The sequence below is a fragment of the Aeromonas sp. sif0611 genome (assembly GCF_019218845.1).
Lineage (GTDB): Bacteria > Pseudomonadota > Gammaproteobacteria > Enterobacterales > Aeromonadaceae > Aeromonas > Aeromonas media.
Genome location: NZ_JAHUWU010000004.1, coordinates 143,394 through 157,271, shown reverse-complemented (window position 1 = coordinate 157,271; position 13,878 = coordinate 143,394). Strand labels below are relative to the sequence as shown.

General features: G+C 64.2%; 11 protein-coding genes. 4 read left to right on the top strand and 7 right to left on the bottom strand.

The features are described 5' to 3' along the window. Positions 1-30: 30 nt before the first annotated feature. The 3 genes from glpB to KW824_RS11850 all read right to left on the bottom strand — a co-directional run bounded on the left by glpB (position 31) and on the right by KW824_RS11850 (position 3,629). The gene (gene glpB, locus KW824_RS11860; protein WP_218409887.1) at positions 31-1,308 is read right to left on the bottom strand and encodes a glycerol-3-phosphate dehydrogenase subunit GlpB; all 1,278 of its coding nucleotides are present in this window, start codon (positions 1,306-1,308) and stop codon (positions 31-33) included. Further along, positions 1,298-2,980, bottom strand: a complete 1,683-nt coding sequence (gene glpA / locus KW824_RS11855; RefSeq protein WP_218409886.1) for an anaerobic glycerol-3-phosphate dehydrogenase subunit A — start codon at positions 2,978-2,980, stop codon at positions 1,298-1,300. The genes glpB and glpA overlap by 11 nt, the downstream gene beginning before the upstream one ends. 193 nt (positions 2,981-3,173) lie before the next feature. Further along, a complete protein-coding gene (locus KW824_RS11850) occupies positions 3,174-3,629 on the bottom strand; it encodes a YchJ family protein (protein ID WP_218409885.1) in 456 nt (151 codons plus the stop codon). A 129-nt stretch (positions 3,630-3,758) separates the two neighbouring features. On the opposite strand from KW824_RS11850, the gene KW824_RS11845 reads away from it, so the two are divergent. From KW824_RS11845 to KW824_RS11830, 4 genes are all read left to right on the top strand, one after another. Then, positions 3,759-5,426, top strand: a complete 1,668-nt coding sequence (locus KW824_RS11845; protein WP_218409884.1) for a methyl-accepting chemotaxis protein — start codon at positions 3,759-3,761, stop codon at positions 5,424-5,426. 104 nt (positions 5,427-5,530) lie between these two features. After that, on the top strand, positions 5,531-6,742 hold the full coding sequence (locus KW824_RS11840) for an ROK family protein (RefSeq protein ID WP_218409883.1): 1,212 nt from the start codon (positions 5,531-5,533) through the stop codon (positions 6,740-6,742). Next, positions 6,739-8,322, top strand: coding sequence for a sensor histidine kinase (locus tag KW824_RS11835; protein ID WP_218409882.1), 1,584 nt, complete (start codon positions 6,739-6,741; stop codon positions 8,320-8,322). The genes KW824_RS11840 and KW824_RS11835 overlap by 4 nt, the downstream gene beginning before the upstream one ends. Beyond that, positions 8,323-8,988: a response regulator gene (locus KW824_RS11830; RefSeq protein WP_218409881.1), complete on the top strand. Its 666-nt coding sequence runs from the start codon at positions 8,323-8,325 to the stop codon at positions 8,986-8,988. A gap of 60 nt (positions 8,989-9,048) precedes the next feature. Here the strand turns inward: KW824_RS11830 and KW824_RS11825 are convergent, their stop codons facing one another. From KW824_RS11825 to KW824_RS11810, 4 genes are all read right to left on the bottom strand, one after another. Next, the gene (locus KW824_RS11825) at positions 9,049-10,581 is read right to left on the bottom strand and encodes a tripartite tricarboxylate transporter permease (protein WP_043129833.1); all 1,533 of its coding nucleotides are present in this window, start codon (positions 10,579-10,581) and stop codon (positions 9,049-9,051) included. Between the two features lie 9 nt (positions 10,582-10,590). Beyond that, complete coding sequence (locus KW824_RS11820; protein ID WP_182788733.1) at positions 10,591-11,052, bottom strand: tripartite tricarboxylate transporter TctB family protein; 462 nt, start codon at positions 11,050-11,052, stop codon at positions 10,591-10,593. 42 nt (positions 11,053-11,094) lie between these two features. Beyond that, entirely contained in the window at positions 11,095-12,060 is a 966-nt protein-coding gene (locus KW824_RS11815; RefSeq protein WP_182788734.1) for a tripartite tricarboxylate transporter substrate binding protein, read from the bottom strand. A gap of 222 nt (positions 12,061-12,282) precedes the next feature. Beyond that, complete coding sequence (locus tag KW824_RS11810; protein WP_218409880.1) at positions 12,283-13,800, bottom strand: lytic transglycosylase F; 1,518 nt, start codon at positions 13,798-13,800, stop codon at positions 12,283-12,285. Positions 13,801-13,878: the final 78 nt, after the last annotated feature.

The following is a 13,878-nucleotide window of genomic DNA, read 5'->3' as shown; positions in this document are numbered from 1 at the left end:
CCCGCAGTCAGGAAGTGAAGGGGAGGCATCTCAGCCCTCCGCCAGAATATGGCCGGCGGCCTGCCAGCCGGTGGCGACGGCGACCCCGGAGCCCGAGCCCTCTTTGACGGGATCGTAGTGGGCCAGCACGCTGCCGGCGCCATAGAGGTTGGCGAGGGGGTTGCCGCCGCGCAGCACCCGCAGCTGGTCGTCGGTCTTGACCCCGAAGCCCATGAAGGGGTGGTGATCGAACAGGCGGCGACCGGCCCAGGCGTCACGCTCGGGGAGGCTCAAGACGTCGGCGTCGAAGATGGGCTCGCGAATGCCCCCAAGGCGGGACTCCAGCCCGCGGCTGAAGAAGCTGCCGGAGGCGAGCACGAAGTGGTTCGCCTCGAACAGCTGATCGTCGCCATTCTGGCTGTGTACGCCTACCACCCTGTCGCCCTCGTAGCGGGCGCCCAGCACCCGTTCGCTGGTGAGGAAGGTGCCGCCGAGGGCCAGGAAGCGGCGCTTGAGGGCCTCCTGCATCCGCATCCCGATAAGGGACGGCGGCATGGTGGCCACCTCCTTGATGGTGCAGCCGGTGCGCTGCTCAAGCTCCGCCAGACGGGGGCTGACCAGCCCCAGCGACAGGCAGGCCGGCAGTACGATATGGCGGCAGCCCGGCTCGCCGCACTCCTGCACCATGCGACCTATTTCGCGGGCCAGATCCACCAGCAGGTCCTGTTTGTCGTGCTGTTGTTTGTCAAACAGGCGGGCGATGTCCGCAGAGCGAAACTCGTGGGGATTGCGGCTGAACGCGGCGAGCTGGGGCAGGCGAATTTCACCAGTCAGAATACGGCTGTGGGCGAAGCGCGAGTGGGTCGCCAGATTGGCTGCCGCCAGCGCGGGGTGAAAATCACGAAAACCCTCGAGGGTGGCCAGCAGCAGGACGTCCGGTGCGGGCGCCTCCGTGACGCAGGCGCAGGTCTCGGGGGAGAGCCAGGTGGATTTCAGGGTGCCTATGGGGGTCAGGCGCTGGTGGTTGCGCTCCTGGCGAAACAGGGGCAAGCCCTGCAGGGCGCAGTGGCGCTGCAGATCCGCGAGGCTCGCCTCTATGCTGGCAAGACCCACCTTGCTGTAGGGATGATCGGGGTACTCGGCCATAAAGGCGGGCAGGGCGGCGCGAGGGTCGCCTTCGCTCTCCAGCAGATCCACCGAGCCGGAGGAGAAGTGCAGGGCGCTCTGGCCCGAGGCCATCAGCAGCGCCTTCTGACCCGCCTCGGCCAGACGCAGCGCCGCCGAGAGGCCCGCCATGCCACCACCTATCACGATACTGTCAAATTTCATGGCTGCACTCCTTGGTGGGGTTGGCTGCGGTGCTGGCATCGAGCGGGAAGGGCGGCTCGGTCACCAGGTGGGGGGCCGTCCACTCGCCAAGGCCGAACAGCCCTTCGTAGATCCAGTAGGTAAACTCGGCTTCGCGCAGGGCATCGCCCCAGAGCACCGGACGGGTGCCCTTGTAGCGCTCCTCCAGGAACTGGCGCAGCATGACGCAGGCCTGACGACCGTCTGCCTTGCCGTACTCCTGCATCAGACCGGCGGCGCGATAGGCGCACAGCTCTCCCTGGCAGGGGCCCATGCCCAGACGGGTGCGGCGGCGCAGATCCACCAGGTTGTCCACATCCAGCTCCCGCAGGGCGTATTCAATCTCTCCGGCGGTGACCATCTCGCACTCGCAGATGAGGGCATTGGCCTTGGGATTGTCACGGAAGAAGGCGATGACCCGCTCGCCGTGGCGGTACTGGGCCGAGCCTTCGACCGGCACCGAGAGGCCGGGGGCGGAGACCTTTTCCGGATCCCGCGAGCCGGGCAGGCTCAGTTCGGCGGTGCGGCAGGGCCTGTTGTTGCCGAGTTTGTTGGCGACGAGATCCGTGGCCCACTCAGCCATCAGGCGGTAGGTCATCAGCTTGCCACCGGTGATGGTGTTGAAGCCCTTGAGGCCATCACGCTCGGCATGATCCAGCAGCACTATGCCGCGACTGATGTTGCGGCCCGACTCGTCCCCATCCACCGCCACCAGGGGGCGTACTCCGGCGTAGGCCCTCAGCAAGCGGGTGCGGGCCATGATGGGGGCCAGTTTTATCCCCTCGCGCAGCAACACCTCGACCTCTTCGGGGTCGACGGTGAGCTGGTCAATCTTGTGGTAGTCGATGCGACTGGAGGTGGTGCCGATGAGGGAGATGGTATCGCCCGGCACCAGGATGTCCGCATCCGCCGGCTTGCGGGCGCGGTTGAGCACCAGCTGGTTGATGCGGTAATCCATGATGAGCAATGAGCCCTTGGCGGGGAACATGCGGATGCCGAGATCGGCGTATTCGCAAATTTGCTGGCCCCAGATGCCGGCGGCGTTGATCACCTCCTGACACTCCACCTCGAACGCTTCGCCGGTGCGGGTATTGATGGCCTTGACCCCGTGCACCCTATCCTGAGTGCGGAGCAGCCCCAGCACCTTGCTGTGGGTGAAGATGCGGGCGCCGTGTTCCTTGGCGTCCAAGACGTTTGCGGCGGCGAGACGGAAGGGATCGACCGTGCCATCCGGCACATGAATGGCGCCTATCATCGCCGGGTTGGCGTTGGGTTCGAGGCGCAGCGCCTCGCGGGGATCCAGCTGGCGGGTGTCGATACCGGCCAGGGCGCAGGCCTCCATGAAGGTGCCTTGGAAGCTGATGTCATCTTCCGGCAGGGTGACGAAGAGGCCGCCGGTCGCTTCCACGCAGTGGCTGGCGATCCGCTTGAGAATGCGGTTCTCCTGAATGCACTCGCGGGCGGACTCCGGATCCGTCACCGCATAGCGGGCCCCCGAGTGCAGCAGGCCGTGGTTGCGCCCCGTGGTGCCTGCGGCGATGTCGTCCCGCTCCAGCAGGATGCAGTCGATGCCGCGCAGCGCACAATCGCGCATGATGCCGGCCCCGGTGGCGCCACCCCCTATGATGACGACTTCTGTGGTTATTCTTTTCATTCTTGCCCGTCTCATCTCTTCCAGATGGTGCCAGTGTGGCCTGTCTCTGGGCGAAAATGTTTGATATGGGCCAAGTTAATGTTCGCAAACGCTCATAAAAAGGGGCGTTAATGAGCAAATCGTGATTGTTGTCACACTCCAGCAACAGCAGAGGGGGCCGCTGGGCCCCCTCTGTCGACATGAGTCACGGCATTCAGCCGCAACACTTCTTGAACTTCTTGCCGCTGCCGCAGGGGCAGGGGTCGTTGCGCCCCACCCGTAGCGGCGCCGGATCCTGTTCCCCATCGGTGTAGACCCAGCGCCCCTGGTGGCGCATGAAGCGGGAGCGCTCATGCAGGCAGTGACGCTCTTCGCCCTCCAGAAACCAGGCCTTGAATTCCACCATGCCGGTCTCATCCGTAGGGCCGCCCTGGCTGGCGATGATCTCGAGTCCGTCCCATTGGGTGTCGGTCTGGGAGAGCGCCTCTGCGGTCAGAGGGCCCAGATAGTCCGGGTGCCAGCTGTGGACCAGGTACTCCCCCAAGCCCAGCACGAAGGCGCTGTAGCGGGAGCGCATCAGTTGCTCTGTGATGGTGGCGGCCTGGCCGGCGTGAAGCGCGCCGCAGCATTGGGTGAGAGAAAGAGAGGAACCGCAAGGACATTGGCTCATGGGTCAGTTCATCGGGTCGATAATAGAAGGTGGCGGGATTGTAGCGAAAGCGGCCCCCCCTCGGCCAGCATCCCATGCCGATGCAGCAGGAACGGAACATCAAGAATAAACAGCAGAAAGGATTACACAATGACACTAAAGCAGAAGATCCTGTTACTGGGGGCTATCCCCGTGCTGCTGATGGCCCTGGTGGTCAACCTCAGCAACTACCTGGTGGCCAGGAGCGATCTGGAGTCCGAGCTGGTGGTGGCGAGGGACAAGGCGGTCAAGGAGCGCAAGGCCCTGCTCAGCAGCTACCTGATGCTTGCCAAGACGGCCATTGAGAAAGAGTATGCTGCGCCGGACAGCCCGGAGGCGCGTGCCCGGGTGAAGGAGCTGCTGCGCCCCTTGCGTTATGGCAGTGACGGTTACTTCTTCGTCTACGACTTCCAGGGCAATACCCTGCTGCTGCCCACCCGCCCCGAGGTGGAGGGCAAGAACCGCTGGCAGGACAAGGATACCAAGGGCACCTTCCTCATTCAGGAGATCGTCAAGGCAGCCCGCGAGGGGGATGGCTACTCGGAATACTGGACCAACAAGCCTTCCATCGGGCGGGATGCGCCCAAGCTCTCCTTCAACCTGGTGCTCGACAAGTATCAGTGGGTGGTGGGCACCGGCTTCTACATCGATGATATCGACACCGAGCTTGCGGCCCTGCGCAGCGAGCGCGAGGAGAACATGCACGGCTCCTTGCAGAGCAGCGTGCTGGTGATCCTGGTGATCCTGGGGGTGACCCTGGCAGTGACAGTGGTGCTCGGCAACCGGGTCACCCGACCGCTGGCGGATGCGGTCGCGGCCCTCAATGACATCGCCGACGGGGAGGGAGATCTGACCCGACGCCTCAAGGTGCAGAGCGAGGACGAGGTGGGCCAGCTGGCCAGCGCCTTCAACCGCTTCGTGGAGCGGATCCAGTCGGTGGTGAGCCAGGTCGGGGAGACCAGCCATCAGCTGCTGGGGGCCGTGGATCGCCTGCACAGCTTAAGCGAGCACGCCGACCGGCAGATGCAGGGCCATGGCCGGGAGACGGATCAGGTGGTCACCGCCGTGACCGAGATGAGCTCCACCGCCCAGGAGGTGGCAGCCAGCGCCTCCAACGCGGCCACCGCCACCAGCGACGCGGCGCGGGAATCCGATGCCGCTCGCGAGGTGGTGGGCAGCGCCATCGGCAGCATCAACCGCCTGGTGGAGGAGGTGCACACCGCCTCCGGTGTCATCGAGCAGCTGGCTCAGGAGACCGGCAAGATAGGGTCCGTGGTGGAGGTGATCCGCGGCATCGCCGATCAGACCAACCTGCTGGCGCTCAATGCGGCGATTGAAGCGGCCCGGGCCGGTGAGCAGGGACGCGGCTTTGCGGTGGTGGCGGACGAGGTCCGCTCGCTGGCCGGTCGCACCCAGCAGAGCACCAAGGAGATCAATGAGATGCTGCAACGGCTGCAGGGTGGCGTGCGTCAGGCGGTGGAGGTGATGCAGGCGAGCGAATCGCGCAGCCAGGAGACGGTGCAGGAGGCGAGCCACATCGCCAGCTCCCTCGACAGCATGGTGACGGCGGTCAGCACCATCAACGACATGAACATCCAGATAGCGACCGCCGCCGAGGAGCAGCACGCGGTCTCCGAGGAGATCAACAAGAACCTGGTGGCCATACAGCAGATCGTCAGCGAGCTGACCGAGGCCGCCGGGGAGTCCAACACCACCACCCGGGCCCTGGCCGGCACGGGTGACAAATTGCGCCAACTCGTCTCCCGCTTCCGTTACTAGTCACATTTTTGCCGTCTGGACGTCATTTCCAGACGGCAAATTTGGGGATCGGCGCAGAATGTGGGAAAATCGCGCCATTCGTTCCTTTCGTTAGCCCCAACCCTATGAATGAGATCGTGAAAGGCAGTATCGATTTGATCCGTCAGCTCAACTACGGCCTGGTCTATGCCGGCCTGGAAGAGCACAAGGAACTGTCCCGTACCGATCTGTCCCGTTTGACCGGCCTCTCACCAGCCAGCATCACCAAGATCACCCGCGAACTGCTCGATGGCGGTCTGGTGGTCACCTGTGGTGAGAGCTCGGTGGGCCGTGGCCGTCGTCAGACCTTGCTGCGCATCAACGAGCGTCGCTTCCAGTTTCTCTCCATGCGTCTCGGCCGCGGCTATGTAGACATGGCCCTGTTCGATCTCGCGGGTCACTCCCTGGCGCGTCATCGCCATCTGTTCAGCGAGACCGAGCGCGGCGACCTGCTGGCCAGCCTGGTGCGGGCCATCGAGGTGTTTTTGCCAAAGAAGGCTCTGCGGCTGGCCTGTATCGCCCTCTGTCTGCCCGGGCAGGTGGAGCGCCACTCCGGCATGGTCAAGCACTTCCCCTTCTATGATCTGCGCAACTGGCCGCTCGGGCCCACCCTGCAGCAGGCCTTCGCGGTGCCCGTGCTGGTGAGCGGTGATGTGCGCACCTGGATCCAGGCCGAGCGGGAGTGGGGCGCCGCCAGGAACTGCGCCGATGCGGTGCTGGTGTTTGTCCACAACGACATTGGTGTGGGCATGGTGGTCAACGGCCAGCTCATCGAGAGCGAGTCGGCCCTGCTCGGGGATCTCAGCCACCTGCAGCTGGAGCCCTATGGCCAGCGCTGTTACTGCGGTGGCTTCGGTTGCGCCTGCACCCTGGTGACCAACCAGGCGCTGGAGGCCCAGTACCGGGACCTGCGCGAGCGGATGCAGGAGCACGATCTGCCGGCGAGCGTCAACATCCGCGAGCTGTGCGAGCTGGCGCTGGCGGGCAACAGCCTGTGCCAGGACATACTGCATCAGGCGGCGGGCCGGCTCTCCCGGGTGCTGGCCAACCTCATCTGCCTGCTCAACCCGGGCAAGCTGCTGCTGGGGGGGGAGATCACCCGTGCCGATCGGCTGCTGTTCCCCATGCTGCACCAGTCCCTGGCGAGCCAGTTGCCGGCGGAATACCTGGTACGCCTGCAGATAGAGTCCACCCATTTTTACGAAGATCCCACCAAGCCCACCTCGGTGCAGGTGCACAAGGCCCTGCGGGATGGCAGCCTGCTGCTCGATCTGTTGCGAGGTGACAGGGAGGCATGAAGCTGGGGTTGCAAGGACGCATCCTGCTCATGCTCTGCCTGGTCAGCCTGCTGCAACTGGTGCTGCTGAGCGGGGCCAGCTACTACTACGTCTCCGAGCAGCGCTACCGGGAGGTGGGGGATCAGGCCCTCGACGTGGCCCGGTTGGTGGCCCGAGAACCCGGCGTCATCGCCGGGGTGAAGCGGGCCGATACCGCGCGGCTCAACGTGCTGGTGGAGCGGATCCGCGCCGAGGTCGGCGCCAGCTACATCGTCATCGGTGATGGCGAGGCGCGCCGCCTGGTGCACCCCAATGCGGACAGGATAGGCAAACCCATGATGGGGGATGATCCCGGGCGCGCTCTGCAAGGGGAGTTCTACATCTCTCGCGCCCAGGGCTCCCTCGGGGTCTCGGTGCGCGGCAAGGGGCCCATCCGGGATGAGATGGGCAGGGTCATAGGTGTGGTCTCGGTCGGTTATCTGGTGCGGGACATAGAGGCAGACCTGCAGGGCTTCCTGCGTTTCGGCCTCGCCATGACCCTGCTCATAGTGCTGCTCAACAGCGCCGCCGCAGCCTGGCTGGCCAAGCGCTACAAGCGGGCCCTGCTGGGGTTTGAGCCCGAGCAGATAGGGCGCCTCTATGCGGAACTCGACTGCACCCTGCGCACCGTGCGCGAGGGGATCCTTACCATAGACGAGCAGGGCAGGCTCACCTCCCTCAATCCCAACGGCATCCGGCTGCTGCGCCTCGATGAGCGGGCCGCGCAGGCCGCCATCGGCCAGCCCGTCGGTCAACTGCTGCCGGGCAGCCGGATGCTCTCCATCTTGCAAGAGCAGAGCCCCCAGTTTGACGAGGAGATAGTGCTCAACGGCCAGTCTCTCATCGTCAACCGGTTGCCGCTGGTGCGCGAGGGCAAGCTGATCGGCGCCGTGTCGAGCTTTCGGCGCAAGGACGAGCTGGCCGAGCTCAGCGCCCAGCTCTCCCAGGTACAGGCCTACAGCGATCTGCTGCGGGTGCAGACTCACGAGCACAACAACCAGCTCGGCACCATCGCCGGTCTCATCGAACTGGGTGCCACCCGGGAGGCGCTCGCCTTCATCGGCCGGGAGGCGGCCACCGAGCAGACCCTGCTGAGCTTTTTGATGGGGGCCATTGCCAAGCCCAAGGTGGCGGGCCTGCTGCTTGGCAAGTACCACAGGGCCCACGAGCTGGGGCTGGTGCTGGAGGTGGATCCGGATTCCCGCCTGCACGACATCCCCGCCCGGGTCAGCGGCTCCCAGCTGGTGACCCTGCTTGGCAACCTCATCGACAACGCCTTCGAGGCGACCCGCCGCCATGGCGCCCCCTATCAGCCGATCCGTGTCTCTTTGAGCGACCTCGGCCAGGATCTCATCCTGGAGGTGGAGGATGGGGCCGGTGGGGTGGATCCCGCTTTGGCGGACACCTTGTTCGAGCGCGGGGTGAGCAGCAAGGCCGAACCCGGCCACGGCATAGGCCTCGCCCTGGTGCGCAGGACTCTGGATGCCCTGCAGGGGACCATCACCATCGAAGCCACGGCGCAGGGAAGTTGCGTCGTCTGTTACATTCCCAAGGAGGTGTGAGTGATCAAGATCCTGATCGTCGAGGATGATCCGGCCATTGCCGAGATCCACCGTCGCTTCGTGCAGCGGCTGGCGGGGTTCGAGGTGCTGGGGGTGGCGCTCACCCTGTTCGATGCAAGAGAGCAGATAGCCATCCTCAAGCCGGATCTGGTGCTGCTGGATGTGTGGCTGCCGGACGGGGAGGGTTTCTCCCTGCTGCGGGAGTTGCGCCAGTGCGGGGCCCATCTCGACGTCATCATGCTCACCGCCGCCCGTGAGGCCGCAGCCCTGCAGGAGGCGATGCGGCTCGGGGTGGTGGATTTCATCCTCAAACCCGTGGTGTTCGAGCGACTGCGCGACACCCTCGACAAATACTGCCAGAGCCGTGCCGCCCTGGCGGCTCTGGCGGACATCGATCAGCAGGCGGTGGATGCGCTCTTTGGCACCCCGCTGCAACAGGTGGCGGCGGGCGGCCTGCCCAAGGGAATAGACGCCCTCACCCTGCAAAGGGTGCTGGCGGCCCTGAACCTGCAGGGGGCCAGCGCCGAGGAGATAGGCAGCCGAGTCGGGGTGAGTCGCACCACGGCGCGCCGCTACCTGGAGTTTCTGGTGGGCCAGCAGCTTGCGAGCCCCGAGCTCGAATACGGCACCGTCGGGCGGCCGGAGCGGCGCTACCGCCAGCGTTGAGTGGCCGGTTCCAACCCAAAAAAAGAGCGCCTTTTGGCGCTCTTTTTGTGATGTCTCGGTTCAGGTCGGGTCGGATTGCAGGGTTGCCACCGGCGTACGACGGGCCTGCCACCACTGCCAGAGCGGCAGCAACAGCATCACCAGAGTGACCAGGGTGAAGCCCAGTGTGATGGGGCGCTCCCACAGGAAGCTCAGGGAGCCGTCGTTGATCACCAGGGCCCGGCGCAGGTTGTCCTCCAGCATTCCCCCCAGGATGAAGCCGAGCAGCATGGGGGCCATGGGGAAGTCCAGCAGGCGCAGCCCGATGGCCACCAGGGCCACCAGCACCATCACATAGATGTCCATGGTGTTGAAGGAGACCAGATAGACCCCGATGAGCGAGAACAGCAGCACCATGGGGATGAGCACGGGGCGAGGCACCTGCAGTACCTTGGCCAGGTAGGGAATGAGCGGCAGGTTGAGGATCAAGAGCACTACGTTGCCCAGATACATGGAGATGATCACCGACCAGAATACATCCGGGTGCTCCATGAAGAGGCGCGGGCCGGGCTGGATGCCATAGGCGATGAGGGCCCCCAGCATCAGGGCCGTGGTACCTGAGCCCGGGATCCCCAGGGTCAGCAACGGCACGAAGGCCCCGCTGGAGGCGGCGTTGTTGGCCGCTTCCGGCGCGGCGATGCCGGTCAGACTGCCCTTGCCAAACTCGTCCCGTTTACCCTTGCGGGCGAAGTTGCGCTCGGCCCCATAGGCCATGAAGGAGGCGATGGTGGCACCGGCCCCCGGCAGTACGCCGATGAGGAAACCCAGCACAGAGGAGCGGGCGATGGGGGGCGCTATTTCCTTCACCTCGTCCCGGCTCAGCTTGAGGGAGCCGAGCTGTTGCATCTTGCTCGCCTCCTCCTTGCTGGTGTCCTTGCCAGGGCGCAGCACCGTCATCAGGATCTCCGCGAGGGCGAAGGTGGCCATGGCCAGCAGCAGGAAGGAGAAGCCATCGCGCAAGTCCGGCAGACCGAAGGTGAATCTGTCCACCCCGACGCTGCGATCGATGCCGACGGTGGAGATCATGATGCCAAACAGCGCCATGATCAGTGCCTTGAGCACCTGCCCCTTGCCGGCGAAGGCCGCCACCGCGGAGAGCCCGAGCACCATGAGGGCGAAGTAGTCCGCCGACTGGAAGGCGAGGGAGACTTTGGCGAGCAGCGGCGCCGCCACCATCAGGAAGATGGCCGACAGGGTGCCACCGACGAAGGAGGCGTAGGCGGCGATGGCCAGTGCCTTGCCTGCATACCCCTTGCAGGCCAGCGGATAGCCGTCGATGGCGGTGATCATGCTGGCGGAGCAGCCCGGGGTGTTGATCAGGATGGAGGCGGTGGAGCCGCCGAACATGGAGCCGTAATAGACCCCGGCCATCAGGATGATGCCGGAGGCCGGATCCAGCCCGTAGGTGATGGGGATCATCAGGGCGATGGCGGTGACCGGCCCCAGCCCTGGCAGCATGCCGATGAAGGTGCCGACGAAGCAGCCGACCACCACCATGAAGAGGTTGATGGGCATCATGGCGGTGCCGAGCCCTTGCAGGATTCCGTCTAACATGGGTTCTCCTTATCCCAGCAACTGGGTGAACAGCCGACCCGGCTCGAGGTAGACATTGAGCCCCTTGGTGAGCAGGGCCCAGAAAATGAGGGTGAAGGGGATGCTCACCTTGCAGGCAAAGGCGAGGCTCTGCTCGCCCATCAGCAGGATGCCCCCGATCAGGAACAAGATGGTGGCGACGAGGAAGCCGAGCCAGCCGAGGGCCAGGCCGTAGACCAGCATCAGCCCCAGCAGGGCGAATACCAGCCGCCAGTTGCCGGACTCCTTGCCCAGTGGTTCTCCCCCCGGTGAGCAGATCAGCAACAGGGAGAGCAGGACCCCGGCTCCGGCCAGGGCATAGGGCAGGGTGCTGGCGGTAAAGGGTTCATATTCGTCCCCCGGGTAGCCGGGGATCTGGGTGGCGTGATAGCCGTAGGCGAGGGAGAGCAGCAAAAACAGCAGCCCCCCGAACCGTTCCTTGGTCAGTCGCATGATGACTCCGATGGGCGGGCCTGGCCCGCCACAGGCTGAGGGTTACTTGATGAAGCCGAGCTCGCGCATCAGGCCGCCAATTTGTTGCTCCTGGCTGTTGAGAAAAGCCGTGAACTCGGGGCCGGATTGATACTGGTTGATCCAGCTATTGCGCGCGCGCACCGCTTCCCACTCCGGTTTGTCGTACATCTGCTTGAGCAGGGCGGCGAACTCGGCGGATTTCTCCGGGCTGATGCCGGGGGAGGCGAAGTAGCCGCGCCAGTTGGCAAACACGGTGGGGTTGCCCTGCTCGGAGAAGGTGGGTACCTGGCTGGCATCCGGCATGCGCTCGGGGGCGGTGACGCCGAGGATCCGCATCTGACCGGACTTGACCGCCTCCATCGCCTCGCCAAAGCCGGTGGAGAGCACCTGGGTTTCCCCCGCCAGTACCGCCGCCATGGCGCTGCCACCGGCGTCATAGGCCACGTAGCGCAGCTTGCCGGCATCGGCCCCCGCATTCTTGAAGGTCATGGCGGCCACCAGGTGATCCAGGCTGCCACGGGCGGAGCCGCCGGCAATCTTCACCTTGGCGGGGTTCGCCTCATAGGCGGCCAGCAACTGGGCCCAGTTCTGATAGGGGGAGTCCAGCGGTACCGCCAGCGCCTGATAGTCGGCGATGATGGCGGCCACCGGGGTGAGATCCCGGAAGGATTGCGGCAGTTCCTTGGAGAGGGACTTGACGATGATGGGGGTGGAGTTGACCATCAGGGTCTCGTCGGACTGGGCCGAGGTTTCGATCAGATGGGCGATGGCCTTGGCACCGCCACCGGCCGAGATGTTCTGGTAGGAGGCGGTGGTGATGAGGCCGGACTTGGTCAGTGCCTCGCCGGTGCCACGGGCCGTGTTGTCCCAGCCGCCGCCGGCGCCACCCGGGATCAGGAAGTGGACTTCGTCTATCTTGGCCTGGACGCCGAGGCTGGCGCCCAGCAGGCAGCAGAGCAGAGTGTGCTTGAAGGTTCCTTGCAACATGATGTTCTCCTTGTGATTGTTGCAAAGAGGTTAATGAATGGTGTGTGGTTGGAAAACAATCTGGCCGTAATGGCTATTAAGGCTGTTGTGCCCATTCTGTTCATTGTGGTCATGGGGAGAGAGGGAGCCCGCCGTCAAGAGGGAGGGGGGCTGAACTAGAAGCGGGGCTCGCCTCTGGTGAAGAGAGGGGCCCCGCCCGTGGTTGGTGCTGGCCTGAGTCGCTTATGATTTCTTTGCCGCCGAGACCTTCTCTTGCTGCTGGAGGGCCTCGCTGGCCTTCTGCCTCAGTTGCATCTGTTCCATCACCAGCTTGTAGGCGATGTAGTACTTGTAGATATTGCCCACATAGGTGACTGTCTCGGGGCCAATTTTCTCCGCCGCCACGTATTCGACATTGTGGAACCAGACGTTGGGATCCATGCCCCGTTTCTTGGTCTCGGCTCTCAGTCTGGCGACCCGGGCGGGGCCGGCGTTGTAGGACGCGAAGGAGAAGAGGGCCTTGTCGAGGGCGGTCATGGGCTCGTCGGCATAATAATGATCGATCATCCAGCGCATGTATTTGGCGCCCCCGTGGATGTTGGGCTCTAGTTGGCGAATGTCGCCCACCTTCAGCCCCTTGCCGGTGGCGGGCATGATCTGCATGATGCCGATGGCGCCGACATGACTGCGCGCCTTCTGGTTCAGGGCCGACTCCTGATAACCCTGAGCCGCCATCAACAGCCAGTCCACGTCATAGCGGTCGCCATACTCGCGAAACAGCTCCACTACCTGCAGGAATTTCTTGCGTTCGGCGGCGGCGGCAGCGCTCTTGACGAACTTGTTCTGCTTGAGATAGCGGGCCAGGATCTCTTCCCCCGTTGCCTTGCCCCGTATCGCCTTGATCTGCTGATTGAGCATGGCGAGCAGCTTGGGACTCTCCTTGCGCACCGCCCAGGCGATGACGCCCCCTTCCCGGAACACCGGGGTCTCATGGATGGTTATCTTGGGGAAGATCTTCTGCCAGAAGCGGGCCTTGTGTTCATCCATGACGATGAAGGGCAGCAGACCGGCATTGACCATCTCTACCAGATCTTCATCTTCCAGCACCTCGGAGGCAGGCTGGATGTCGATGAGGGGCTCTCCCGCCTCCTTGCGAGCCTGGTTATAGGCCATCAGGCTCTCGAAATAGCTGGAAGAGGGTCGTACGAAGATGGTTTTGCCCCCCAGATCGGCGGCGCTCTCCACCTTGGGAGAGTGGGGGCCGGAGATCAGCAGTTCGCGCACGTTTTCAAGCAAAGGATCGGTGAACTCCACCCCCTGTTGCTTGCGTTTGTCCGTGATGGTGAGGTTGGCGGCTGCGATATCGCCCTTGCCTTCGATGAGGGAGGCCAGCAGGGCTTCACGGGCCACGGGAATGAAGACGATATGAACCTTGAGGTGGCGCTTGATGGCCTTGTCCTTGCGCAACTGCTCGTTGAGGCGTTTCTCCACCTGGATGAAGGCATCATAGGTGACGCCCCGCTGCACCCCCTTGTGGATGAAGTAACCGGTCTTGTTGTAGGTGGTCAGCACCCGAATGGTGCGCCTCTCCAGCATGGCGTCGAAATCCCCCAGCATGGGTTTGGCGAGCTCCGCGCTGTCAAAAGCCAGGGCGCTGCGCTCCTCTTCTTCCTCGACGGCGGCCTTTTTCTCTTGCTCGGCACTCCAGACCGGTGCCAGAGAACAAAGCACCCAGACCATGACAATCCATAAGCGTTTCATGATGTTCACCTCATTCGTTTTACTGAGTGTAAGTGGGGCGCAAGGGACGCTTTAGCTCTTTGAGTTTCAACGGAGCCA

Coding starts and splice junctions, on each gene's coding strand:
- glpB (WP_218409887.1), bottom strand. CDS start 1,308: ATGAAATTTGACAGTATCGTGATAGGTGGTGGCATGGCGGGCCTCTCG.
- glpA (WP_218409886.1), bottom strand. CDS start 2,980: ATGAAAAGAATAACCACAGAAGTCGTCATCATAGGGGGTGGCGCCACC.
- KW824_RS11850 (WP_218409885.1), bottom strand. CDS start 3,629: ATGAGCCAATGTCCTTGCGGTTCCTCTCTTTCTCTCACCCAATGCTGC.
- KW824_RS11845 (WP_218409884.1), top strand. CDS start 3,759: ATGACACTAAAGCAGAAGATCCTGTTACTGGGGGCTATCCCCGTGCTG.
- KW824_RS11840 (WP_218409883.1), top strand. CDS start 5,531: ATGAATGAGATCGTGAAAGGCAGTATCGATTTGATCCGTCAGCTCAAC.
- KW824_RS11835 (WP_218409882.1), top strand. CDS start 6,739: ATGAAGCTGGGGTTGCAAGGACGCATCCTGCTCATGCTCTGCCTGGTC.
- KW824_RS11825 (WP_043129833.1), bottom strand. CDS start 10,581: ATGTTAGACGGAATCCTGCAAGGGCTCGGCACCGCCATGATGCCCATC.
- KW824_RS11820 (WP_182788733.1), bottom strand. CDS start 11,052: ATGCGACTGACCAAGGAACGGTTCGGGGGGCTGCTGTTTTTGCTGCTC.
- KW824_RS11815 (WP_182788734.1), bottom strand. CDS start 12,060: ATGTTGCAAGGAACCTTCAAGCACACTCTGCTCTGCTGCCTGCTGGGC.
- KW824_RS11810 (WP_218409880.1), bottom strand. CDS start 13,800: ATGAAACGCTTATGGATTGTCATGGTCTGGGTGCTTTGTTCTCTGGCA.